Origin of the sequence: Streptomyces chrestomyceticus JCM 4735 (genome assembly GCF_003865135.1) — a bacterium.
Lineage (GTDB): Bacteria > Actinomycetota > Actinomycetes > Streptomycetales > Streptomycetaceae > Streptomyces > Streptomyces chrestomyceticus.
Map to the genome: position 1 here is coordinate 5,540,829 of NZ_BHZC01000001.1, position 20,840 is coordinate 5,561,668.

Here is a 20,840-nt window from a genome sequence, read left to right on the forward strand (position 1 = left end):
AAAACCCCCAGCACCCGCAGCACCCGCGCCACCGTTCCGCCCGCTCGCAGGTACCTCGCACCCACCCCACCCGCCCCACACCCACCGGAGCCCCCTCATGCACGACGACCGCAGCATCGTGGAACACCGTCTACGCCGTGTCCTGAACGACCGCATCGCGCCCGCCGTCCGCAGCCGCTCCGTGCCGCTGACGGTCGAACGCTGGGAGGCGCCGGGCGAGCCGGTGCCGCCCGCCGAGGGACTGGCCGCCGTCTTTGAACCGACGAAGACCGGGGAGGGGTGGGGGCCCGCCTGGGGCACCACCTGGTTCCGGGTCACCGGGCAGGTCCCGGCGGAGTGGGCCGGGCGCACCGTCGAAGCCGTACTGGACCTCGGCTTCGACGCGAACATGCCCGGTTTCCAGTGCGAGGGTCTGGTCTACCGGGCGGACGGCGAGGCGGTGAAGGGCCTGAACCCGCGCAACGACTGGGTGCGCGTCGCCGAGGCCGCCACCGGCGACGAGGCCGTCGAGCTGTACGTGGAGGCGGCCTCCAACCCCGTACTGGCGGACCACCGGCCCACCTACGAGGGCGACCGGCTCACCGCGAGCCACGCGCCGCTGTACCGGCTGCGGCGGATGGACCTCGTCGTCTTCGAGACCGAGGTCTGGGAGCTGGTCCAGGATCTGGAGGTGCTGGGCAGCCTGATGCAGGAGCTGGACGTGGCCGACGCGCGCCGCCACGGCATCCTGCGCGCCGTCGAGCGGGCCCTGGACGCCGTCGACCTGAAGGACATCCCCGGCACCGCCGCGCGGGCGCGCGAGCAGCTCGCGGACGTCCTCGCGTCCCCGGCGCACGCCTCGGCGCACCGCGTCAGCGCGGTCGGCCACGCGCACATCGACTCGGCCTGGCTGTGGCCGCTGCGCGAGACGGTCCGCAAGGTGGCCCGTACGTCCTCGAACATGGTCAACCTGATGGACGCGCACCCCGAGTTCGTCTTCGCCATGTCGCAGGCGCAGCAGCTCGCGTGGATCAAGGAGCACCGGCCCGAGGTGTTCGCCAAGGTGCAGGCGAAGATCGAGGCCGGGCAGTTCGTGCCGGTCGGCGGCATGTGGGTGGAGTCGGACACCAACATGGTCGGCGGCGAGGCGATGGCCCGGCAGTTCCTGTACGGGAAGAAGTTCTTCCTGGACGAGTTCGGCATCGAGACGAAGGAGGTGTGGCTGCCGGACTCCTTCGGCTACACGGCGGCCATGCCGCAGCTCGTGAAGCTGTCCGGCTCGACGTGGTTCCTGACGCAGAAGATCTCCTGGAGCCAGGTCAACCGCTTCCCGCACCACACCTTCTGGTGGGAGGGCATCGACGGCACCCGCGTCTTCACCCACTTCCCGCCCGTCGACACGTACAACTCCGACCTCGGCGGCAAGGAGATGGCGCACGCCGCCCGCAACTACCGGGAGAAGGGCCGGGGTTCCCGGTCGCTCGCGCCCTTCGGGTGGGGCGACGGCGGTGGCGGCGCCACCCGCGAGATGCTGGCCCGCGCCGCCCGGCTGCGGGACCTGGAGGGCTCGCCGCGGGTCGAGATCGAGAAGCCCGAAACGTTCTTCGAGAAGGCGCACGCGGAGTACCCGGACGCGCCGGTGTGGGCGGGTGAGCTGTACCTGGAGCTGCACCGCGGCACGTACACCTCGCAGGCCAAGACCAAGCAGGGCAACCGGCACAGCGAGTCCCTGCTGCGCGAGGCCGAGCTGTGGGCCGCCACCGCCGCCGTACGGGTGCCGGGCGACGCGTACACCTACCCGTACGAGGACCTGGAGCGGATCTGGAAGACGGTGCTGCTGCACCAGTTCCACGACATCCTGCCCGGCTCGTCGATCGCCTGGGTGCACCGGGAGGCCCGCGACACGTACGCGCGGGTACGTGAGGAGCTGACCGCGATCGTCGGCGCGGCGCAGACCGCGCTGGCGGGCCCGGGGGACCAGGAGATCGTCTTCAACGCCGCTCCGCACGCGCGCGGCGGTGTCCCGGCGGGCGGCGCGCGGCCCGCACCGGGGCAGACCGCCGGGCAGTCACCCGGAAAGGCTACTGGCCAGGGCGGCACGCCCGTGTCCGTAAGCCCGGTGATGGTCGAGCCGCTGACCGTGGACGGCCGGGCCACCGGCGGCCACCGTCTCGCCAACGGCCGGCTGCGGATCGACGTCGACGCCCGCGGTCTGGTCGTGTCCGCATATGACATCGAGGCCGAACGGGAGGCCGTGGCACCGGGCGCGGCGGCCAACCTCCTCCAGATCCACCCGGACTTCCCCAACATGTGGGACGCCTGGGACGTGGACGAGTTCTACCGGCACAACGTCACCGACCTGGTGTCCGTGGACGAACTGACGGTCGACGCGGCCGGACCGCACGAGGTACGGGTCAAGGTCACCCGGTCCTTCGGGCACGGCTCCACCGTCGAGCAGACCCTGACGCTGCGGTCCGGCGCCAAGGTGCTGGAGATCGACACCGAGGTGGACTGGCGGGAGACCGAGACGTTCCTCAAGGCCGCCTTCCCGCTGGACGTGAAGGCCGACCGGTCCGCCTCCGAGACCCAGTTCGGGCACGTCTTCCGCGCCACCCACACCAACACGTCGTGGGAGGCCGCCAAGTTCGAGATCTGCGCGCACCGCTGGATCCAGGTCGAGGAACCGGGCTGGGGCGCGGCCCTGGTCAACGACTCCACGTACGGCCACGACGTCACCCGCGACATCCGCCCGGACGGCGGCCAGACCACGACCGTACGGCTGTCCCTGCTGCGCGCGCCCCGCTACCCGGACCCGGAGACCGACCAGGGCCACCACCACCTGCGGTACGCGCTCGCGCCCGGCGCGGCGGTCGGCGACGCCGTACGGGAGGGCCACTGGATCAACCTGCCCGAGCGCACGGTGCGGGGCGGCGGGCCGGTCGAGCCGCTGGTCGGCGTGGACAACGACGCGGTCGTGGTCGAGGCCGTGAAGCTGGCCGAGGACCGCAGCGGCGATGTCGTGGTCCGGCTGTACGAGTCGCACGGGGGCCGGGCGTCGGCGAGGCTCACGGCCGGGTTCCCGGTGGCGGGGGCCGTGGAGACGGATCTGTTGGAGCGGGAGATGGTTGGTTCGGCAGGTTCGGCAGGTTCGGCAGGTTCGGTCGATTCGGCCGGTGCTGCCGGTACTGCCGTCGGCGAGGTGCGGGACGGCCAGGTCGCGCTCACGCTGCGCCCGTTCCAGATCGTGACGGTACGGCTGGCGCGCGCGGCGGGCTGACGCGCGGGCGGGGCGGCCGAAGACCTGCGGACCCGGCCGCCCCGCCCTCCCCACGGGCGTCACCCCTCGCCCTCCACCACCTCACCCGCGCCGTCCTCCGCCGCCGGCCGGGCGGCCCAGAACGGCTGGTCGGCGGTGACCGGTACCGGTACGGCCGGGGCTCCGGCCCGTAGTGCGGCGGCCGTCGTGCCCGCGCCCGGTGGCCATGGAACCGCCTCTCGTGCCACGGCCCGCCGGGCCGCCGTACGGCCCGCGCCGTACGGGCACAGGCTGCGGCCTGACGTGGGGGGAGGGGCAAGCGGAACCGGCCGTGACAGCTCCCGCACCCCACCGATGACCCGCTGTTACACGCCCGTGGGGCCGCCGTGAAGCAGGCTGCTTAGCGTGGGGGCAATCTGGGCGGACACGGTTACCTTTGTCGTAAAAGCCCACCCAGGGCGCCACCCGGGGCACCGGACGGCGCCCCGGTGCCGCCCGCATCCCGCCCAGCCGACCGAGGGACCCGTGCGCTCACTCACCGCGACCGCCTGCGTCGCCGCGATGTCCGCGGCCGCGCTGCTGCTGTCCGGCTGCTCCGACCCGCGCGGCCTGCGGGTGGCGGGCCCCGCCGTGTCTCCCTCGCCGCCCGCCGGCCCGGCCGAGGTCACCGAACCCGTCTACGTCTCCGACGCGGCCCGCCGCCCGTTGCAGCGCCCCGCCTCCTTCGAGCTGACCGGCGCGGTGAGCCTGACCGGTCTGCACTGGTCGTCCTGGGGTGACGCGACCGCCAAGGCCACCGGAGGGCTCAGCGGCGCCTGGTGCCGTCCCGAGTGCGGGAGACAGCCGTACCCGGTCGCGGTCACGCTCAGCGGACTGCTCAGGCAGGACGGGCCGAAGCGGCGGGAGGACCGGCCGGCGTTCTATTCGAGTGCCACGCTCGTCTCCGACCGCCTGCCGCCGGAGAAGGCCGCCGAACTGGGCAGGGTCAGCCTGCACACCCCGGAGTTCTAGGCCGTCATGGGGTTGCGCGCGAAGATCGGCATGGCGATCGCCGCCACGGCCGCCGTGGTCGCGGTCCTCATCGGGGTGCTCGTGCACAACCGGACGGTGGACGCGCAGTTCGACCTGGCGGCCGAGTCGATCGACGGGCGGCTGCAGAGCCTGGTGCAGGACCGGGCGGCCGGTATCGACACCGGCCGGGCGATCATCGACCCGCCCGACCTCCCCGGCCCGCTGAAGGACGCCGTCGCGCACGGCGAACGCGGCGTCTACCTGGAACCGGACGGCCCCAAGCCGCATCTCTGGGCCGCGACCGAGCTGGGCGGCGAGGTCATCGCGCTCAAGCGCCCGTACGTACGGGAGCGGGAGACCCTGCGCAGCCTGGACCGCGTGCTGTGGCTGTCCGGCATCGCGGGCACCGCGCTGGGCTGCGTCGTCGGCCTGCTGGTCGCCCGCCGGCTGGGGCGGCGGCTGACCTCCTCGGCGGTCACCGCGCAGCGGATCGCCGAGGGCGACCTGACCGCGCGGCTGCCGCGCGGCGGCAAGGACGAGATAGCCCAGCTCACCACCGCGGTCAACACCATGGCCGACGCGCTGGCCGCCCGCCTCCAGGCCGAACGCGACGTCACCGCGAACATCGCCCATGAACTGCGTACCCCCGTCGCCGGCCTGGTCGCGGCCGCCGGCCTGCTGCCGCCCTCACGTCCCACCGAGCTGGTCCAGGACCGGGCCCAGCGCGTACGGAGGCTGATGGAGGACGTCCTGGAGGTGGCGCGGCTCGACGCGCGTACCGAGGAGGCCGACACGGAACTGCGGCCGCTGGCCGAGCTGGCGCGGCGGACGGTGGCCGCGCTGGGCGGGGCCGCCGGGGCGGGCGTGGAGGTACGGGTCCTCTCGGACGGGCTGGTGGAGACCGCCCCCCGCGGCGGGTCGAACGCATCCTCGTCAACCTGATCGGCAACGCGCTGCGGCACGGCGCGGCCCCGGTGACCGTCGAGATCGAACGCGGCATCCTGCGCGTCCGCGACAGCGGGCCGGGCTTCCCGGAGGCCCTGCCGGCCCACGGGCCGCAGCGCTTCCGTACGGGCGGCGGCTCGGACGGCCAGGGGCTCGGCCTGGGGCTGACCATCGCGTCCGGGCAGGCGCGGGTGCTGGGCGGGCGGCTGACGTTCGCCAATCCGGAGGGCGGCGGGGCCGAGGCGACCCTGGACCTCAGCCACTCCCTCGCCGACCGCCCCGCCTCCGGGGGCGCGTCCCCCGAAGGCACTCCCTCCACCACCTCCTCCGACGGCACTCCCTCCGACCGCTCCTGACATGCGTACGGGCCCGTTCGCGCCAAGAGTGGTGTGAGACGCCCGCGTCCGGAGCAGGCGTACCGGTATCCCCCCACCGACCGCAGACCACTGGAGCCACCGCGATGGACGAGAACGTGCTCTTCATGGACCTCACCGCCGCCGGTGAGGGCGCGGCGCGGCGCGCCCTGGACGCGCTGCGCCACGAGGACGCCGAACACCGGATCACGCTGCGCGAGGCCACCGTGATCGCCCGGGACGCCGACGGCAACGTCACCTTCCCCGAGAACGTCGACCACACCGGCACCGTGCGCGGCTTCGCCGTCGGCGGGCTGCTCGGCGGCCTCGTCGGACTGCTGGGCGGCCCGCTGGGCGCCATGGTCGGCTTCGGCGCCGGCGGCCTCCTCGGCGGCGCCCGTGACGCACGGCGGGCCAGCGCGGACAACGCGGCCGTGGACATGCTGGCGGCAGAGGTGCCGCCGGGCAGCACCGTCCTGGTCGCCGAGGTCTCCGAACCGGCCAGGGGCCCGGTCGACGCGGCGTTGGCGGGCATCGGCGAAGGCGTCATCCGCTACCCGGCGGCCGAGGTGCGCAGGCACGTGGAGGAGCTGATCGCGGAGAGCGGCTGAGGGGCGTATATCCGGAGTGGGCGGCGGCGCCCGGCCGCCCCAACGAGCCCTACAGTCCCTACGAGCTGTGCACCCAACTCCCCGCACCGCTCGGCGCCCCGGCATCGTCCCCCGCTGTCACCAGCGACTTCGCCATGCACCGACTCTCCTCGTACATCCGGTACAGCCCGAACTTCGTCACCGGCCGGTAGCCGCACGACGCGTACAGCGCCAGTGCCTCGGGCTGCTTGATGCCCGTCTCCAGCACCATCCGGGTGCGGCCCGCGGCGCGCGCGTCCGCCTCCAGGGCCGCGAGGATGCGCCGGGCCAGGCCGCGTCCGCGGGCCTCCGTGACCACGAACATCCGCTTGATCTCGGCGTCCCCGTCCGCGTAGCCCTCGGGGTTGGAGTCCTGGGTCCGCCAGCCGCCGGTGGCCAGCGGGCGTCCGTCCTCGTAGGCGAGCAGGTACAGGCCGTTCGGCGGCTCGAACATGCCCGGGTCGAGCGGCGTGATGTCGCCCTCGTCGTCGTACCGCTGCGCGTACTCGCGCTGGACCAGCCGGTCGAGGTCGACGGCGTCGGGGTGGTCATAGGGGACGGGACGGATCTCCATCCGAGGAATCGTACGGATGTCCGGCCGTTGTGGCGAGAGTGTCGGACGGGTAGGGGGCTGACCTGCTCTCCTGCTGGAAGCGGCGCTGGAAATCCCCCATCGCTACGGCAATCGGCGCGTAGCGGACGAAGATCTCCGCGATGGTCGGCGGTACTCCTTCCGGCGGCGTCCCCTGGGCGCAGGTACGCGCGAACGCCTCGCGTTCTTCCGGGCCGTACCCGTACAGGGCGAAGGCCAGCCAGTTCACCAGGTGTGCGGCGGTGTAGTGCCGGTCGTAGCCGCGGTGCCGGCGGAAGAAGGCGGCCTCGTCCTGGGTGAGCGCGAAGCGGGTGGCGAGGGCGAGGCCGTAGTCGGCGAAGAAGAGGCGGCGGCCGTCGGTGAGGATGTTCTTGAAGTGGGCGTCGAAGTGCAGCATCCCGCGGGCGTTCATGAAGGACGTGCCGGAGCGCAGCTCGCTGTCCACCATGGCGCAGGCCCGTCCGGCCGCCTCGCCACCTGCCTCGATCCGCGCGCTCAGCCAGTCGTGCAGGTTGTACGGGATGTGCTCCAGGAACAGCAGCAGGCTCGCCGTGGACTGCTGGAGGCCCTCGATCCGGCGGCGTATCCCCGTCCCGCCTCCCCAGTGGGCGACAGCGCGTTCCACGTCGGCCAGGTCTTCGGGCACCGGCCGGTGAGGGCCCGGGAGGACCCGCCAGTGATACATGAGGGGGAAGCCCTCGTGGTCTCCCGCGAGCACCCAGTCCGTCGTCATGGTGTGCACGGCCAGCTCCCGCCAGGCGCCGGACCCCGGGCTGCCGATGCGGCCGATGCCGTAGTGGCAGAAGGGCGGCAGCCCGAACAGGTTCGCCGTGGAGCGCACGTTCTCCGGCCGTCGCTCCAGGTCGGTCAGCGGTACCTGTTTGACGAAGACCGGGGTTCCGGCGATCTCCAGCGCCATGGTCTGGCCGCCGATTCCGGAACCGGCCGGTGCGGCGGCGTCCACGAGCTCGCGGAGTCGGTGATCGCTGTACGACGCCAGCGAGGCGGAGACGGTGCCGTAAGCGGCCAGGCGAGCGCCGCGGGACATGTCAGGGATCTTCGTCCGTGCCTGCGCCTGTGCCTTCATCCGCGCCTCCGCCTCGGCCTTCATCCGCGCCTCCAGCCGAACGCCCGTTCCCATACCGGGCACCCCGCCCTCCCTCCACCGCCCCGCACCCCCTCTACCGGACCCCGCCCCCGCCCTCCCCTCGCATACGGCGGTTCGGCGGAGCCAAAGCACCCGATGGGGGTGTGTCGGTACCGGAACGGACAGTACGGGCCCGCGGCGGGGAACGGCTGCTGCGCCACTGACGCTGAACCGAAGGAGAAACCCATGCGTCTGCGTCCCGTGCTGGCCACCGCCGCCGCCGTACTCTCCCTGTCCGCATCCGGTCTGACCGGGGCCGCCGTGGCGGCGGCCCCGGCGGACCCCGCACCGCCGGTCAGCTTCGGCGGCCAGTCGAACGACGACAGCGCCAACGGCGAGAGCCGCGGCGAGCGGGATTACCCCGGCACCATCGGATGGGGGCACAAGCCGTACCAGCTCCTCGGGGACCGGAACGGCAGGTATGTCATCACGGCGGTGAACAAGACCGACACCGACCGGCTGCCGACCTGCTACCGCGACCTGTACGCGACCCCGGCCTCCTCGATCTGCCACTGACCGGGACGGCTCACCGTGGTGCCCGGCGCTCATCGCGCCGGGCACCCGCGCGGATAGCGCCGAGTCGTTTCCGCCCCCTCCCGTCGCGTAGGCTGCTGCGCTGCCGCCAGCGCGATGAGGGAGCAAGTAGTGCTAACTGTGACAACCGTCAACGTCAACGGCCTGCGCGCCGCGGCCAAGAAGGGCTTCCTTCCCTGGCTGGCGGAGACGGACGCCGACGTGATCTGCCTCCAGGAGGTACGCGCCGAGCCGGACCAGTTGCCCGCCGAGGCCCGCGACCCCGAGGGCTGGCACACGGTGCACGCCCCCGCGGCGGCGAAGGGCCGGGCCGGTGTCTCCCTCTACTCGCGCCGCGAGCCCGAGCGCGTACAGATCGGGTTCGGGTCGGCCGAGTTCGACACCAGCGGCCGGTACGTGGAGATCGACCTGCCCGGTGTGACGGTGGCCAGCCTCTACCTCCCCTCCGGCGAGGTGGGCACCGACCGGCAGGACGAGAAGGAACGGTTCATGGCCGAGTTCCTCCCGTACCTCGCCGCGCTGCGCGAGCGGGCCGCCGCGTCCGGTCGTGAGGTCCTGGTGTGCGGCGACTGGAACATCGCCCACCAGGAGGCCGACCTGAAGAACTGGAAGGCCAACCGCAAGAAGGCCGGCTTCCTGCCCGAGGAGCGCGCCTGGCTCACCCGCGTCCTCGACGAGCACGACGCCGGTTACGTGGACGTGGTCCGCGCCCTGCATCCGGACACCGAGGGGCCGTACTCCTGGTGGTCCTACCGGGGCCGCGCCTTTGACAATGACGCAGGGTGGCGCATCGACTACCACGTGTCGTCGCCCGGCCTCGCCGCCCGCGCGGTCAAGGGCTTCGTGGAGCGCGCCGTGTCCCACGACGCCCGCTGGTCGGACCACGCGCCGGTCACGGTGGTCTACGAGCTCTAGGGCCGGTCCGACGGGAGCCTCGCCTGTACGCCCCGCGGCGCAGCGCACGGACGGGGCTCAGCTCGGATTCACCCGGTATGCCCTCGCTCACCGTCTGCGCGGCGTTAGGCTGCACAGGCGGTACTCCGCATCAGGAAACACAGCCGGACGGAGAGGACGGAGGAGGGCGCGATGACCACAGCCGCCGCGGGCGAGCCGGACATCCCCCCTATGCCGGCAAGAACCCCGAAGGCCCTCCGCGAGGCCATCTCCCGGCACGCTCCCCAGCTCCTGACCGATTTCGACGCGCACTGGAAGCGGTACGTCGCCGACGCGTACGACACCAGCACGGTGCCCGCGTTCATGGCCCGGTGGTGGGCCGAGTACGCGATCGCCCGCGACCCGCGGCTCGATGCCCACGTCACCGCCCTCGAACACCGCGCCGCCTATGAGTGCACCGACCCGGCCGAAGCCAAGGCGCTCCTGGAAGAAGCGTCCAACATCCGCCACATGGCAGCCCGCGCGGAGCCCGGCCGGTGACCTGTGGGCGCCGCCCACCACTGCTGATGACGACTTGGCCGGGTGCCCCCGATCCGCGGCCTTCGGTCGTGCGGCTGGTGGGCGCGCCGGTGGAGGGGTGAGGCCCGGTTCGTGCCCCGGTGGCCGGGGGCGGTGCGGCCCGGCCAAGGCATCTCCTGCCTGCGCGGTTAGGCTGGTGATCACCGTCCAAGGAGATGTCCCGTGCCTGCCCGCCCCCGCGTTCTGTTCGTGACCGACCTCGCCTATCAGGCCAAGGGGCGGCGCTACTGCGACGAGGACATCTTCCTGTCGTCCCGGCTGCGCGACGCCTTCACCGTCGCCCTGTGCCACCCCCTGGACGCCGCCGGGCTGATGGACGCCTTCGACGTGGTGATCGTCCGTAACAGCGGTCCCGTGCTGCACTACCAGGAGGAGTACGACGCCTTCCGGGAGCAGGCCCTGGCGCGCGGCACCCGGGTCTACAACCCGTTGAACGGGCGCGGCGACATGGCCGGCAAGCAGTACCTGCTGGACCTCACCGCCGCCGGCTATCCGGTCATCCCCACCGTCGACCGGCCCGAAGACCTTCACCTGCTGCCCCGGGCCGCACAGTACGTGATCAAGCCGAAGGCGGGCGCGGACTCCATCGGCCTGACCTTCGCCCCCGCGGACCGACTCGCCGGTCTCGCCTACGGCGACATCCTCGTCCAGCCGCGCATCGACTTCCGCTACGAGGTGTCCTTCTACTACGTGGACGACACCTTCCAGTACGCCCTCCACGCCCCCGACCCCGCCCGCCGATGGGAACTCGAACCGTACGAGCCCACCGAGGCGGACCTCGCCTTCGCCCGGAAGTTCATCGCCTGGAACACCCTCGATCACGGCATCCAGCGCGTGGACGCCTGCCGCACCCCGAGGGCGGTCTGCTCCTGGTCGAGCTGGAGGACCTCAATCCGTACCTTTCCCTGGACCTGCTCCCCGAGCAGACCCGGGACACGTTCGCGGCCGGCCTGACGGCGTCCCTGCGGCGGTTCTTGGAGGGGTGAGGGACACCGGGCGAATCGCTCAGGCGGAGAAGGTTCCGGCCTTGACGCCCGCGATGAATTCCGCGAATGCGGTGGAGGGGATGGTGAGGGTGGGACCGTCCGGGGTCTTGCTGTCGCGCACCGGGACGGACCCGCTGGGTATGACTGAAGCGGGGCACCATTCCAGGCAGTTGCCGCCGTCTTGGCTGCTGTAGCTGGACTTGACCCAGGGGAGGTCCAGGGGCGGGGTCACGATGCCTCCATTAGCTTTCTGATCATTTCGGCGGACGCGTCACGCGATAGGGCCGAAGCTGTAAGGACATCGTAGGACCGTGACAGGTTCCGCACCTCCGTCGGTTCGTCGATGATCGCTCCTGAGCGGACGCCTTCCGTGTAGACCACTGTCTGCCCATCGGACGTTGTCAGGATCGAGATGGGCCCGTCCATGAGCCCGTGTGTACCGGCAGACAGCGGGAGCACTTGCAGGACGGTCGTCGGTCGATCGACGTGTTTGAGGAGCGCTGCGAGTTGTCCGCGCATCACATCGGCGTCGCCAACCTTCCGGCGAATAACCGACTCGCAAATGATGACCGAGAAGTCCGGTGGCGAACTGCCCTTCAGTACGTGCTGTCGCGCGATCCGCTTGTTCACCTTGCTGGTCAGCTCTGCCTCGCTCGCTCGGCGGTCGCCCTCGCGGAAGAGCGAGCGTGCGTATCCATGCGTCTGGAGCAGGCCGGGCACGACGGTGGGAGACCACTCCGCGATGGCGATCGCGGAGGGTTCCAGTTCGATGCGTCGGCGCGAGTGCGCCGGGAAATCCAAGGCGGAAAGGTCTGCGTACAACCGTTTGAACAGACCGTCGGTTGCGAAGACTTCGTCCAGCAGAGGTGGGAGGTCCGGCGGGATCGATCCCTGGCACGTCTCCACACGAGAGATGGTGCTTCGGGAGGTGCGTACCAGTTTCGCCAGGTCTTCTTGTGTCAGAGCTGCCGGGTCGTGCAATTCCCTGGCGCTTCGGCACTCTTCTGCGAACTCTCGGCGTGGATCTGCCGTGTTGTCAGTTTCTTCGTCCACGATTCCCCCGACTCAGGGTCTGGTCATGGTTCCCGCTCGGGCCGTTTTCTGTGGTCAGCGGCATGTGCATATGCCGAACCGTGCAACGCTCAGGTCGATCGCCCGAACGCTCCCCAGGCTACTGATTGCTGCGCCACTCTGTAACCAGTTGGCCGCACTGAGTGAATGTGCGGTTCTGGAACAGATGAGGTACTGCCCATGGGTGTCACAGGAAGGCCCGGCGCGACCGTTGAAGGCCGCCCGGGAGAGCGCGATGAGGAGCCGGCGCCCGTCCCCGGCTGCGACGTGTGCGCGTCCGCGTGCCGGGACCGGGAGCCCGCCCGGGCCGACGGTCACTTGCTCACCGTGCTGAGCTGCAACGGCGTCATCGCCGGTCACCCCCACGGACGAGGAGGCCGGGCATGACGGACTCGCGTTCGGACCGAGGAGGCGCCGGGGAGTGCCCGGGGTGTGCGGAGTTGGCGCGCGCCCTGGTCGTCGCGCTGAAAGCCGGGGACCGGTCCAGGGCGACGGACTGCCAGGTCCTGATCCGTCGGCACCCCGACCACGGCGGATCCGGCGTTCCGAGCCTGCTCAGGGGAGTCTAGGCATGGCGTACGGACGTCAGCGGCTGCCTGTGAGTACCGAGTTGGGCCTCGCCCTCGTCCGCACCGGCGTGTTGTCCGCCGAGTGGGCGCCGTCGTTCGCGGAAGTCCCCCGCTCGGCCTTTCTACCGGCGCTCATGTGGCCGTGGGACATGGAGGCCGGGTGCAGTGTGTTCGTTTCCCGGGCGGACGAGCCGGAGCGGTGGCGGGCCTATGCCGACGCGGACTGTCCGGTGGTCACGCAGTGGGACGACGGTGCGCACGCCGGTACGGAACCGGGGGTGGCGGCCACCAGTTCCGCGTCCATGCCGTCGGTGGTGTTCCGGATGCTGCGGGAACTGGACCTGCGGCCCGGTCACAAGGTGCTGGAGATCGGGACGGCCACGGGGTGGAACGCGGCGCTGCTGGCGCACCGGGCCGGGGCGGGGCGGGTGGTCAGCGTGGAGGTGGACGCGGGGGTCGCGGAGCGGGCGCGTGGGGTGTTGGAGCGGTTCGGCAGCGCCGTACGGGTTGTTCACGGGGATGGCGGGCTGGGGTGTCCGGAGGGGGCGCCGTACGACCGGATCGTCGGGACCTGCGGGGTCCGCCGCCTTCCCTGGGCGTGGGTCGAGCAGTGCCGGCCCGGGGGAATGCTCGTGGCGCCTTGGGGGACGTATTACAGCAATGCCGACGGCCTGGTTCGTCTGGTGGTGGCGGAGGACGGTCGGAGCGCTTCGGGGAAATTCACCGGGCCGGTGGAATTCATGAAGCTGCGGGCGCATCGGCTGCGGCCGGTTGAGCACGCGGAGTTCGTACCGGGGAGCGTGAGAGGCGGGGACGAGACGGCCACGGAACTCACGGAGGAGGAATTCACGGGTGGGGCGTTCGGGCCGCAACGGTTTGTGATCGGGCTGCGGGTGCCCGACTGTGTGCAGGTCGAGGCGGAGAGGCGGGACGGCGCGCGCCCGGTGTGGCTCTACGGCCTGCGGGACCGGTCCTGGGCGTGTGCGTACTTCCGGGACGGCGGGGGAGCCCGCGTCTGGCAGGGCGGCCCCGCCGGCTCTGGGACGAGGCGGAGGCCGCGTACCGGTGGTGGGAAGGGAATGGCCGGCCCGGGCATGAACGGTTCGGCCTGACCGTCACCGCGGAAGGAGAAGAGGTGTGGCTGGACGATCCGGGGGAAAAGTGCGGGCTTTCGCGGGATAAGCGGTGAATTGGGTGACGGCGGGGAATGCTGATTGCTTCGGCTACAGTGATCGACTGTTATCAGCCACACCTCAACGGGTCGGTCGGTACGACTCGTTATGTGAACGGGGAGCTTTATGCGTCGACGTATCACCACACTTGCCGTGTCCGCCGCACTCGCGGGCGGCGTCCTGTTCGCGGCCGTTCCCGCGCAGGCGGCCCAGGGCGCCGTGGCGGCCCGTGGGAAGGTCACCTGCCACATCGGCCAGATGAGCCAGGAGGCCAAGGCGCACCGGTCCAAGGCCGCGAAGCTGGACGCCCGCGGCCAGCACAAGGCCGCCGACAAGGAGCGCGCCAAGGCACGGGCGATCGAGAAGCGGATCAAGCAGTGCCAGGACGCGGACAAGAACAACCCCGGTCCGTTCGGCGGCTGAGGTCTGATCGCCGGACGGCTTCGGGGCGGGCCCCGGAGGCGGACGGCCTTTGAGCCAGACGGACTCAGAGTTGAGCGAGCCGCTGCCCGGCGAAGAAGTCGCCGGGCAGCGGCTCGTTCGCGTTCTGCGGTGTCGCGCATTCCTCCGCACGCCCGTCGCACTGCTACAGATCGTCAACTGAACGGTTCTCACGGGACTGGTCGCCGCGCCGGCCCTGCGTAAGGGTTTTCAGGAGACGGCAGTGCGGCATTCGCGCACTCCGTCCCCCCTGCCGCGCCGAGTGTTCCGGCGCATTCCCGAGCGAAGGAAGCACCCTTATGCGCGCCCTTGTGGTCGATCACGGCGAGGCCGGGCCCGTCCGGTTCGCCGACGTCGATGAGCCCGTACCGGCCGACGACGAGGCGCTGGTCGAGATACGGCACATCGGTCTCAACTTCGGCGAGCTGAACTACGTACACCAGTGGCCGGCCGGCGCCGTGCACGGTCACGACGCGTCCGGTGTCGTGGTGCGCGCCGCGGCCGACGGCTCGGGGCCGCCCGAAGGGGCGCGCGTCGCGCTGGGGATGTCCGCCCACGCGTGGGCGGAGCGGGTGGCCGTCAGCCCCGCCTCGCTCGGCACCGTCCCCGAGGGCGTGGAGCTGGCCGACGCCGCCGCGCTGGGGATCGCCGGAGTCACCGCGCTGCGGGTGCTGCGCAAGCGGTCCCTGCTGGCGCGCGACGTGCTGATCACCGGAGCCAGTGGGGGCGTGGGGCACTTCGCCGTCCAGTTGGCGGCGCTGGCGGGCGCCCGGGTGACGGCACTGGTGGGTTCGCCGGACCGGGCCGCCGGGCTCCGCGAACTCGGGGCCGGCACGGTCCTGACCGACCTGGCCGGGGCCGAGCGCCGGTTCGACCTCGTCCTGGACACGGTCGGCGGGCCGCTGGTGCCCCAGGCGTGGAGCCTCCTCGCCGAGGGCGGCACCATTCACGTGGTCGGGTACTCCTCGGGGCAGGACACCACGTTCCCGTCCGGGGCCCTGTTCGGTTTCGGCGCACCCCGCAGCATCGCCACCTATGGCGACATGACGCCGACCAGCGGGGAGTTGACGGACCTGCTGGGCCTCATGGCCGCCGGGAAGCTGGCGGCGCCGGTCGGACTGCGCGGCGGCTGGCAGGACGTGGGCGACGCCGTCCGGGCGCTGTTCGCGCGGACGGTGCACGGAAAGATCGTTCTTGACGTGGTCTGACGCCCGTCGAGGAGGATGGTGACGATGGACGTACTCGCGGAGGCCCTGCGGGTATCGGGCGCGCGAGGGGCGCTCGGGGTCGTACTGAAGGCCGGAGGCACCTGGGGCCTGTGGCTGGACTCCTCTCCGGCGGCGGCACTGCACGTGGTGTCCCGCGGCTCGATGTGGCTCCACGTCCCGGGCGGGAGCCCCCTGGAGATGCGGGCGGGAGACGCCGTGCTGCTGTCGCCGGGCACCGCCCACGGGATCGCCGGCGGGGCCGGTACGGTGCTGGGCCCCTGTGACCGGAAGGCGACGGACCAGGCCCTCACCGACGGCACCGCCCTGCACCTGGGCTCGGCGCCGGCGCAGACCGAAGTGCTCGTCCTGCGCTACGAGCAGGACCCGGAGGTGAGCACGCCGGTGCTCACCTCCCTCGCCCGGCCGATGCACGTCACGAGCCGGGAGAACGCACAGTTCAGAAGGACCGTCGAACTTCTCACGGCGGAGCTCGCACAGCCGCAGATCGGCACCACCGCCGCCGTCAACAGCATCGTCGATCTGCTGCTCATCCAGTTCGTACGGGTCTGGCTGGCCCGCCATCCGGAGGAGCCGTCCGGCTCCTGGCTCGGCGCGATGCGTGATCCGGTCGTACGCGACGCCCTGGCCTGTGTCCACGCCCGACCGGAACACCCCTGGACCACCGAGTCCCTGGCGGCCGCGACGGCGGTCTCCCGGACGACGCTGTCCAGGCACTTCCGGTCGGCGCTCGGACAGACGCCGGGCGCGTACGTGACGCAGTGGCGCCTGGACCTGGCGTCCGTCCGGCTCCGCGACACCGACGAGCCGGTCGAGTCGATCTCCGGCGCGGTCGGCTACGCCTCGCCGCACGCTTTCAGCCGGGCCTTCCGGCGGGCCCGGGGCATGCCTCCGGGCGAGTACCGTTCTCGGCTTCGCCAGTGATCGCGCGCGGTTGCGGCCGGTGTTGGGCGCGGGCCGCACGCCGGAGGAATCAGGGCACTTGCCGTCCACCCTGTACCGGCCGACTTCCAGGGAGCGGGGACCGGTCAGTCCCCGCTTCCGCCCCCGTCTTCCGTCTCCCGCCGCCACGACTCCAGCTCCGCCCGCACCCTCCGGTCCATCGCCATCGAGAGTTCCGCGTCGACGATGCCCTTGGAGATCGGGCGGAGTTTCTCGACGGTCCGGGTGATGTGGGCGAGTTCGGCCGGATCGACGGTGGCGCCGGTGGCGGCGCGGTCGAGGACGTCGGACAGGACGTGGGTGCGGATGACGGAGATGAACAGGTCGGCGAGGGCGTCGGCGTGGGCGCGGACCTCGCGGCCCGCCTGGAGGACGGCGGAGAGCGGTACGCCGCCCGCGACGAGTTCGGTGGAGGCGTCGAGGAGGCGGCGGCTGATGTGCACGAACTCGTCGCCGTCGACGGCCAGATAGCCGATGTCGAGGGAGGCCGAGAGGTTTTCCGGGGTGACGTCGTCCTTGAAGTGGTCGGCGAGTTCCTCGGGGGTCAGGCGTACGGGGGTCTCCTCGGACCAGGGGGCTACGAGGGTGTCCTCCAGACCGAGGAGTTCCCCTACGTCGCGGCCGGTGTCGAAGGCGGAGAGGAGTTCGGCGATGCCGCCGAGGGTGTGGCCGCGTTCGAGCAGGCCGGCGATGGTGCGGAGGCGGGCGAGGTGGTGCTCGTTGTACCAGGCGATGCGGCCTTCGCGGCGTGGTGGCGGGATGAGTTTGCGCTCGCGGTAGAAGCGCAGGGTGCGGACGGTGATGCCGGCCTCCCGGGCGAGGTCGGCCATGCGGAACTCGCGGGTGCCGGGTCCGGGGGTGCCGGCCGGGGAGTCCGGGGCCGCTTCGTCCGGGACGGGCGCCCCGTTGCTGTTCTCTGCCACGCCTTCACCCTATGTCGCCGCCCCGGGCCCCGGCCGAGGTGCAACCAGCGGTAACTTCCCGCCGCACACCCCCTACCGCTCAGTACGTCCGTGTCCTACCCTCCAATCGTGCCAGTGATTGCTGGCGCGATTGAGACGAAGGCTTGACGTTCTGACGGTCAACTCGGGAGGCGGCGGCATGGCCGAGCGCGAACACGAGCACGTACGGGTGGCGGTGATCGGATCGGGGTTCGGTGGTCTGGGGGCGGCCGTCCGGCTGCGACGCCAGGGCATCACCGACTTCGTGGTCCTGGAGCGGGCCGGCTCGGTGGGCGGCACCTGGCGTGACAACAGCTATCCGGGATGCGCGTGCGACGTGCCGTCGCACCTGTACTCGTTCTCCTTCGCGCCCAACCCCGAGTGGCCGCGCAACTTCTCCGGACAGCCGCACATCCGCGCGTACCTGGAGCGGGTCACCGACACCTTCGGGCTGCGGCCGCACCTCCGCTTCGACTCGGAGGTGCGCAGCCTGCGGTGGAACGGGGAGGAGCTGCACTGGGAGGTGGAGACGGCGCAGGGGGCCCTGACGGCGGACGTGGTCGTGTCCGCCACCGGGCCGCTGTCGGACCCGAAGGTGCCGGACGTCCCGGGGCTGGACTCGTTCCCGGGGAAGGTGTTCCACTCGGCGCGCTGGGACCACGCCTACGACCTGCGCGGCAAGCGGATCGCGATGATCGGTACGGGCGCCTCGGCGATCCAGATCGTGCCGTCGATCCAGCCGACGGTCGACCGCCTCACCCTCTTCCAGCGCACCCCGGCCTGGGTGCTGCCGCGCGCCGACCGGCGGATCAGCGGCCTGGAGCGCTGGCTGCACACCAAGATCCCGGCGACCCGGGTGGCGCGCCGCGGACTGCTGTGGGGCATACGGGAGATGCAGGTCAGCGCGTTCACCAAGCGGCCGAACGAGCTGGGGCTGATAGAGGGCCTGGCCAAGGGGCACATGAAGCGGGCCGTGAAGGACCCGGCGCTGCGGGCCAAGCTGACGCCGGACTACCGCATCGGGTGCAAGCGGATCCTGCTGTCGAACACGTACTACCCGGCGCTGACGCAGCCGAATGTGGACGTGGTGGCGGGCGGCCTGAAGGAGGTCCGGGGCAATGTGCTGGTCGCCTCGGACGGTACGGAGACGGAGGCGGACGCGATCGTCTTCGGCACCGGCTTCCACGTCACCGACATGCCGATCGCCCACCGGGTCACCGGCGCCAACGGCACCACCCTCGCCGAGGAGTGGAAGGACGGCATGGAGTCGCTGCGCGGCGCCAGCGCGGCCGGCTTCCCCAACTTCCTCACCATCATCGGCCCCAACACGGGCCTCGGGAACAGCTCGATGATCCTGATGATCGAGTCGCAGCTCAACTACCTGGTCGACTACCTGCGCCAGCTCGACGTGCTGGGCGGGAAGATAGCCCTGAACGCGCGGCCGTCCGCGGTGCACGCCTGGACGCGCGGCGTGCAGCGGCGGATGGAGCGCACGGTGTGGAACACCGGCGGCTGCGACAGTTGGTACCTGGACGCCAACGGCCGCAACACGACGGTCTGGCCCGGTACGACCGCCGAGTTCCGGCGGCTGACGCGGGAGGTGGACCTCGCGGAGTACGAGGTGCTGCGCGCCCCGGCGTCCCGTACGGGCGAACGGGCCGGGCGGACCGCGAAGGCGGTGGCGTGATGGCGCCGACCCCCATGACGCGTGGGCGGTACGCGCCGCCCGCACCGCGCCGCGAACTGACCGCCACCTCCGCCGACGGCTCCCGGCTGCATGTGGAGATCCACGGGCCGGAGGCGCCCGGCACCCCCGCCGTCGTCCTGTCGCACGGCTGGACCTGCTCGACCGCCTTCTGGGCCCCTGTCGTACGGGACCTGGCCGCCGACCACAAGGTCGTGCTCTACGACCAGCGGGGCCACGGCCGCACCCCGGCGGTGGGCCCGCGCGGCTACAGCACCACCGCCCTCGCCGACGACCTGACCGCCGTCCTCGGCGCCGCGCTGGAGCCGGGGGAGCGGGCGGTGCTCGCCGGGCACTCCATGGGCGGCATGACGATGATGGCGTCCGCCGAACGCCCCGAGTTCCGGGAGCGGGCCGCCGCCGTCCTGCTGTGCAGCACCGGCAGCGCGAACCTGACGGCGGAGTGCCTGGTGATCCCGCTGCGCTCGCCGGCCGGACGGCGCGTCGCGCACCAGGTCGTCCTCGGGTCGCGGGCACCGCTCGGACCGGTCAGCGCGGTCGCCAAGCGGCTTCTGAAGTACGCCACGATGGGGCCGGCCGCCACGCCCGAGCAGGTCGAGGCGTGCGCCCGCATCGTGCACGCCTGCCAGGTACGTCCCCGGGCGAAGTGGGGCAAGGTCCTCGCGGGCCTCGAACTGACCGGCGGCGCGGCCCGGTTGGAGGTGCCGACCGCCGTCATCGCGGGCACCGCCGACCGGCTCACCCCGATCGTCCTCTCCCGGCGGCTGGCCTCCGTACTGCCCCGGTTCCTGGGACTGACCGAGCTGCCCGGAGCCGGGCACATGACGCCCATCGAGGAGCCGGACGCGGTCATCGGCCGCATCCGGGAGCTGGTACGCGATCACCTGCCGGCCCGTGGCGACCGCGCCGAGGCGGCCACCGACGCGAAGGAGAGGACCGTATGAGCGCACGCAGGAGCCTGGAGGGGCAGGTCGCCGTCGTCACCGGCGCGGCCCGCGGGGTCGGCGAACTCCTCGCCCGCAAACTGTCCGCACGCGGCGCCACGCTCGCGCTCGTCGGCCTGGAGCCGGAGGAACTGGCGCGCGTCGCCGCCTCGATGCACGGCGAGGCGGCGCACTGGCACGCCGACGTGACCGACCACGAGGCGATGGCCCAGGTGGCGCGCGAGGTCAAGGCGCGCTTCGGCAAGGTGGACATCGTGGTCGCCAACGCCGGGGTGGCCACCGGCGGACCGTTCGTGGACTCCGACCCGGTGTCCTGGCGGCGGGTCATCGAGGTCAACCTCATCGGCGGCGCGGTCACGGGACGGGCGTTCCTGCCGGTCCTGATGGAGTCGCGCGGCTACTTCCTCCAGATAGCCTCGCTCGCCGCGCTCACCCCGGCGCCGATGATGACCGCGTACTGCGCCTCCAAGTCCGGCGTGGAGGCGTTCGCGCACAGCCTGCGCGCCGAGGTCGGCTACAAGGGCGTACGGGTCGGCGTCGGTTACCTGAGCTGGACCGACACCGACATGGTGCGCGGCGCCGACCAGGACGACATCATGCGCGAGCTGCGGCAGCGGCTGCCCTGGCCGACGAACAAGACGTACCCGCTGAGCCCGGCCGTGGACCGGATCGTGGCGGGCATCGAGCGCCGCTCCTCGCATGTGTACGGGCAGTGGTGGTTGCGCGGCATGCAGTCGGTCCGCGGATATCTGCCGTCCGTCATCGGGACGGTGGGGCAGCGCGAGATGCGGCGCTTCGGCGACCGGCTGGAGGGGATGCGCGTGGGGCTGGTCGGCGCGGGCGGGGAGGCGGACGAGAAGGTGCGCGCGAACCACTGAGAAGCGTTCCCGGCACGGCTGGTTGATCGAAATGCGTTGTATGTCC

At 71.9% G+C, this 20,840-nt stretch carries 19 protein-coding genes and 3 pseudogenes; 16 read left to right on the top strand and 6 right to left on the bottom strand.

The window, feature by feature from the left end:
• Positions 1-97 precede the first annotated feature (97 nt).
• Positions 98-3,256 carry an alpha-mannosidase gene (locus EJG53_RS24060; RefSeq protein WP_125046499.1) on the top strand — a complete coding sequence of 1,053 codons (3,159 nt, stop codon included), beginning with the start codon at positions 98-100 and terminating at the stop codon, positions 3,254-3,256.
• Positions 3,257-3,330: 74 nt separating this feature from the next.
• On the opposite strand, the pseudogene EJG53_RS40695 reads toward EJG53_RS24060, so the two are convergent.
• A pseudogene (locus EJG53_RS40695) lies at positions 3,331-3,453 on the bottom strand (glycosyltransferase); the annotation flags it as partial.
• 307 nt (positions 3,454-3,760) lie between these two features.
• On the opposite strand from EJG53_RS40695, the gene EJG53_RS24065 reads away from it, so the two are divergent.
• The 4 genes from EJG53_RS24065 to EJG53_RS24075 all read left to right on the top strand — a co-directional run bounded on the left by EJG53_RS24065 (position 3,761) and on the right by EJG53_RS24075 (position 6,155).
• Positions 3,761-4,246: a hypothetical protein gene (locus EJG53_RS24065; RefSeq protein ID WP_125046500.1), complete on the top strand. Its 486-nt coding sequence runs from the start codon at positions 3,761-3,763 to the stop codon at positions 4,244-4,246.
• Positions 4,247-4,252: 6 nt separating this feature from the next.
• Entirely contained in the window at positions 4,253-5,188 is a 936-nt protein-coding gene (locus EJG53_RS24070) for a HAMP domain-containing protein (protein ID WP_244955305.1), read from the top strand.
• A gap of 11 nt (positions 5,189-5,199) precedes the next feature.
• Positions 5,200-5,547 (top strand): ATP-binding protein, encoded by a 348-nt coding sequence (locus EJG53_RS42715; protein WP_244955662.1) that lies wholly within the window; start codon positions 5,200-5,202, stop codon positions 5,545-5,547.
• 104 nt (positions 5,548-5,651) lie between these two features.
• Positions 5,652-6,155: a DUF1269 domain-containing protein gene (locus EJG53_RS24075; RefSeq protein WP_125046501.1), complete on the top strand. Its 504-nt coding sequence runs from the start codon at positions 5,652-5,654 to the stop codon at positions 6,153-6,155.
• A gap of 58 nt (positions 6,156-6,213) precedes the next feature.
• Here the strand turns inward: EJG53_RS24075 and EJG53_RS24080 are convergent, their stop codons facing one another.
• Positions 6,214-6,747, bottom strand: coding sequence for a GNAT family N-acetyltransferase (locus EJG53_RS24080; RefSeq protein WP_125046502.1), 534 nt, complete (start codon positions 6,745-6,747; stop codon positions 6,214-6,216).
• Positions 6,722-7,813, bottom strand: a complete 1,092-nt coding sequence (locus EJG53_RS24085) for a protein kinase family protein (protein WP_125049558.1) — start codon at positions 7,811-7,813, stop codon at positions 6,722-6,724. The genes EJG53_RS24080 and EJG53_RS24085 overlap by 26 nt, the downstream gene beginning before the upstream one ends.
• Positions 7,814-8,098: 285 nt before the next feature.
• Here EJG53_RS24085 and EJG53_RS24090 point away from each other — a divergent pair, with 285 nt between their 5' ends.
• From EJG53_RS24090 to EJG53_RS24110, 4 genes and pseudogenes are all read left to right on the top strand, one after another.
• Complete coding sequence (locus EJG53_RS24090; RefSeq protein WP_125046503.1) at positions 8,099-8,428, top strand: hypothetical protein; 330 nt, start codon at positions 8,099-8,101, stop codon at positions 8,426-8,428.
• A 129-nt stretch (positions 8,429-8,557) separates the two neighbouring features.
• Positions 8,558-9,361, top strand: a complete 804-nt coding sequence (locus EJG53_RS24095; protein WP_125046504.1) for an exodeoxyribonuclease III — start codon at positions 8,558-8,560, stop codon at positions 9,359-9,361.
• A 171-nt stretch (positions 9,362-9,532) separates the two neighbouring features.
• A complete protein-coding gene (locus EJG53_RS24100) occupies positions 9,533-9,880 on the top strand; it encodes a hypothetical protein (RefSeq protein WP_167515160.1) in 348 nt (115 codons plus the stop codon).
• Between the two features lie 201 nt (positions 9,881-10,081).
• A pseudogene (locus tag EJG53_RS24110) lies at positions 10,082-10,905 on the top strand (ATP-grasp domain-containing protein).
• A gap of 19 nt (positions 10,906-10,924) precedes the next feature.
• Here EJG53_RS24110 and EJG53_RS24115 read toward each other — a convergent pair.
• Complete coding sequence (locus EJG53_RS24115; protein ID WP_174856448.1) at positions 10,925-11,137, bottom strand: DUF397 domain-containing protein; 213 nt, start codon at positions 11,135-11,137, stop codon at positions 10,925-10,927.
• Complete coding sequence (locus tag EJG53_RS24120) at positions 11,134-11,811, bottom strand: DUF5753 domain-containing protein (protein ID WP_244955306.1); 678 nt, start codon at positions 11,809-11,811, stop codon at positions 11,134-11,136. The genes EJG53_RS24115 and EJG53_RS24120 overlap by 4 nt, the downstream gene beginning before the upstream one ends.
• A gap of 736 nt (positions 11,812-12,547) precedes the next feature.
• On the opposite strand from EJG53_RS24120, the pseudogene EJG53_RS24135 reads away from it, so the two are divergent.
• From EJG53_RS24135 to EJG53_RS24150, 4 genes and pseudogenes are all read left to right on the top strand, one after another.
• Positions 12,548-13,734, top strand: a pseudogene (locus tag EJG53_RS24135) (methyltransferase domain-containing protein).
• A gap of 136 nt (positions 13,735-13,870) precedes the next feature.
• Complete coding sequence (locus EJG53_RS24140) at positions 13,871-14,140, top strand: hypothetical protein (RefSeq protein ID WP_050510648.1); 270 nt, start codon at positions 13,871-13,873, stop codon at positions 14,138-14,140.
• A gap of 317 nt (positions 14,141-14,457) precedes the next feature.
• Positions 14,458-15,366, top strand: a complete 909-nt coding sequence (locus EJG53_RS24145) for a zinc-binding dehydrogenase (protein ID WP_125046509.1) — start codon at positions 14,458-14,460, stop codon at positions 15,364-15,366.
• 24 nt (positions 15,367-15,390) lie between these two features.
• Positions 15,391-16,308 (top strand): AraC family transcriptional regulator, encoded by a 918-nt coding sequence (locus EJG53_RS24150; protein WP_125046510.1) that lies wholly within the window; start codon positions 15,391-15,393, stop codon positions 16,306-16,308.
• Positions 16,309-16,412: 104 nt separating this feature from the next.
• Here the strand turns inward: EJG53_RS24150 and EJG53_RS24155 are convergent, their stop codons facing one another.
• On the bottom strand, positions 16,413-17,249 hold the full coding sequence (locus EJG53_RS24155; RefSeq protein ID WP_371858720.1) for a MerR family transcriptional regulator: 837 nt from the start codon (positions 17,247-17,249) through the stop codon (positions 16,413-16,415).
• A 178-nt stretch (positions 17,250-17,427) separates the two neighbouring features.
• On the opposite strand from EJG53_RS24155, the gene EJG53_RS24160 reads away from it, so the two are divergent.
• Genes EJG53_RS24160 through EJG53_RS24170 form a run of 3 tightly spaced genes read left to right on the top strand, consistent with a single transcriptional unit; the run spans position 17,428 to position 20,794 of the window.
• On the top strand, positions 17,428-18,954 hold the full coding sequence (locus EJG53_RS24160; protein ID WP_125046511.1) for a flavin-containing monooxygenase: 1,527 nt from the start codon (positions 17,428-17,430) through the stop codon (positions 18,952-18,954).
• Positions 18,954-19,916 carry an alpha/beta fold hydrolase gene (locus tag EJG53_RS24165; RefSeq protein WP_125046512.1) on the top strand — a complete coding sequence of 321 codons (963 nt, stop codon included), beginning with the start codon at positions 18,954-18,956 and terminating at the stop codon, positions 19,914-19,916. Before EJG53_RS24160 ends, EJG53_RS24165 begins: the two co-directional genes overlap by 1 nt.
• Entirely contained in the window at positions 19,913-20,794 is an 882-nt protein-coding gene (locus tag EJG53_RS24170; protein WP_125046513.1) for an SDR family oxidoreductase, read from the top strand. The genes EJG53_RS24165 and EJG53_RS24170 overlap by 4 nt, the downstream gene beginning before the upstream one ends.
• Positions 20,795-20,840 lie beyond the last annotated feature (46 nt).

Excerpts from the sequence above, each read along its gene's own strand:
- EJG53_RS24075 (WP_125046501.1), top strand. The coding sequence starts at position 5,652 with ATGGACGAGAACGTGCTCTTCATGGACCTCACCGCCGCCGGTGAGGGC.
- EJG53_RS24150 (WP_125046510.1), top strand. The coding sequence starts at position 15,391 with ATGGACGTACTCGCGGAGGCCCTGCGGGTATCGGGCGCGCGAGGGGCG.
- EJG53_RS24090 (WP_125046503.1), top strand. The coding sequence starts at position 8,099 with ATGCGTCTGCGTCCCGTGCTGGCCACCGCCGCCGCCGTACTCTCCCTG.
- EJG53_RS24070 (WP_244955305.1), top strand. The coding sequence starts at position 4,253 with ATGGGGTTGCGCGCGAAGATCGGCATGGCGATCGCCGCCACGGCCGCC.
- EJG53_RS24170 (WP_125046513.1), top strand. The coding sequence starts at position 19,913 with ATGAGCGCACGCAGGAGCCTGGAGGGGCAGGTCGCCGTCGTCACCGGC.
- EJG53_RS24100 (WP_167515160.1), top strand. The coding sequence starts at position 9,533 with ATGACCACAGCCGCCGCGGGCGAGCCGGACATCCCCCCTATGCCGGCA.
- EJG53_RS24160 (WP_125046511.1), top strand. The coding sequence starts at position 17,428 with ATGGCCGAGCGCGAACACGAGCACGTACGGGTGGCGGTGATCGGATCG.
- EJG53_RS24080 (WP_125046502.1), bottom strand. The coding sequence starts at position 6,747 with ATGGAGATCCGTCCCGTCCCCTATGACCACCCCGACGCCGTCGACCTC.
- EJG53_RS24060 (WP_125046499.1), top strand. The coding sequence starts at position 98 with ATGCACGACGACCGCAGCATCGTGGAACACCGTCTACGCCGTGTCCTG.
- EJG53_RS24085 (WP_125049558.1), bottom strand. The coding sequence starts at position 7,813 with ATGTCCCGCGGCGCTCGCCTGGCCGCTTACGGCACCGTCTCCGCCTCG.
- EJG53_RS24165 (WP_125046512.1), top strand. The coding sequence starts at position 18,954 with ATGGCGCCGACCCCCATGACGCGTGGGCGGTACGCGCCGCCCGCACCG.
- EJG53_RS24145 (WP_125046509.1), top strand. The coding sequence starts at position 14,458 with ATGCGCGCCCTTGTGGTCGATCACGGCGAGGCCGGGCCCGTCCGGTTC.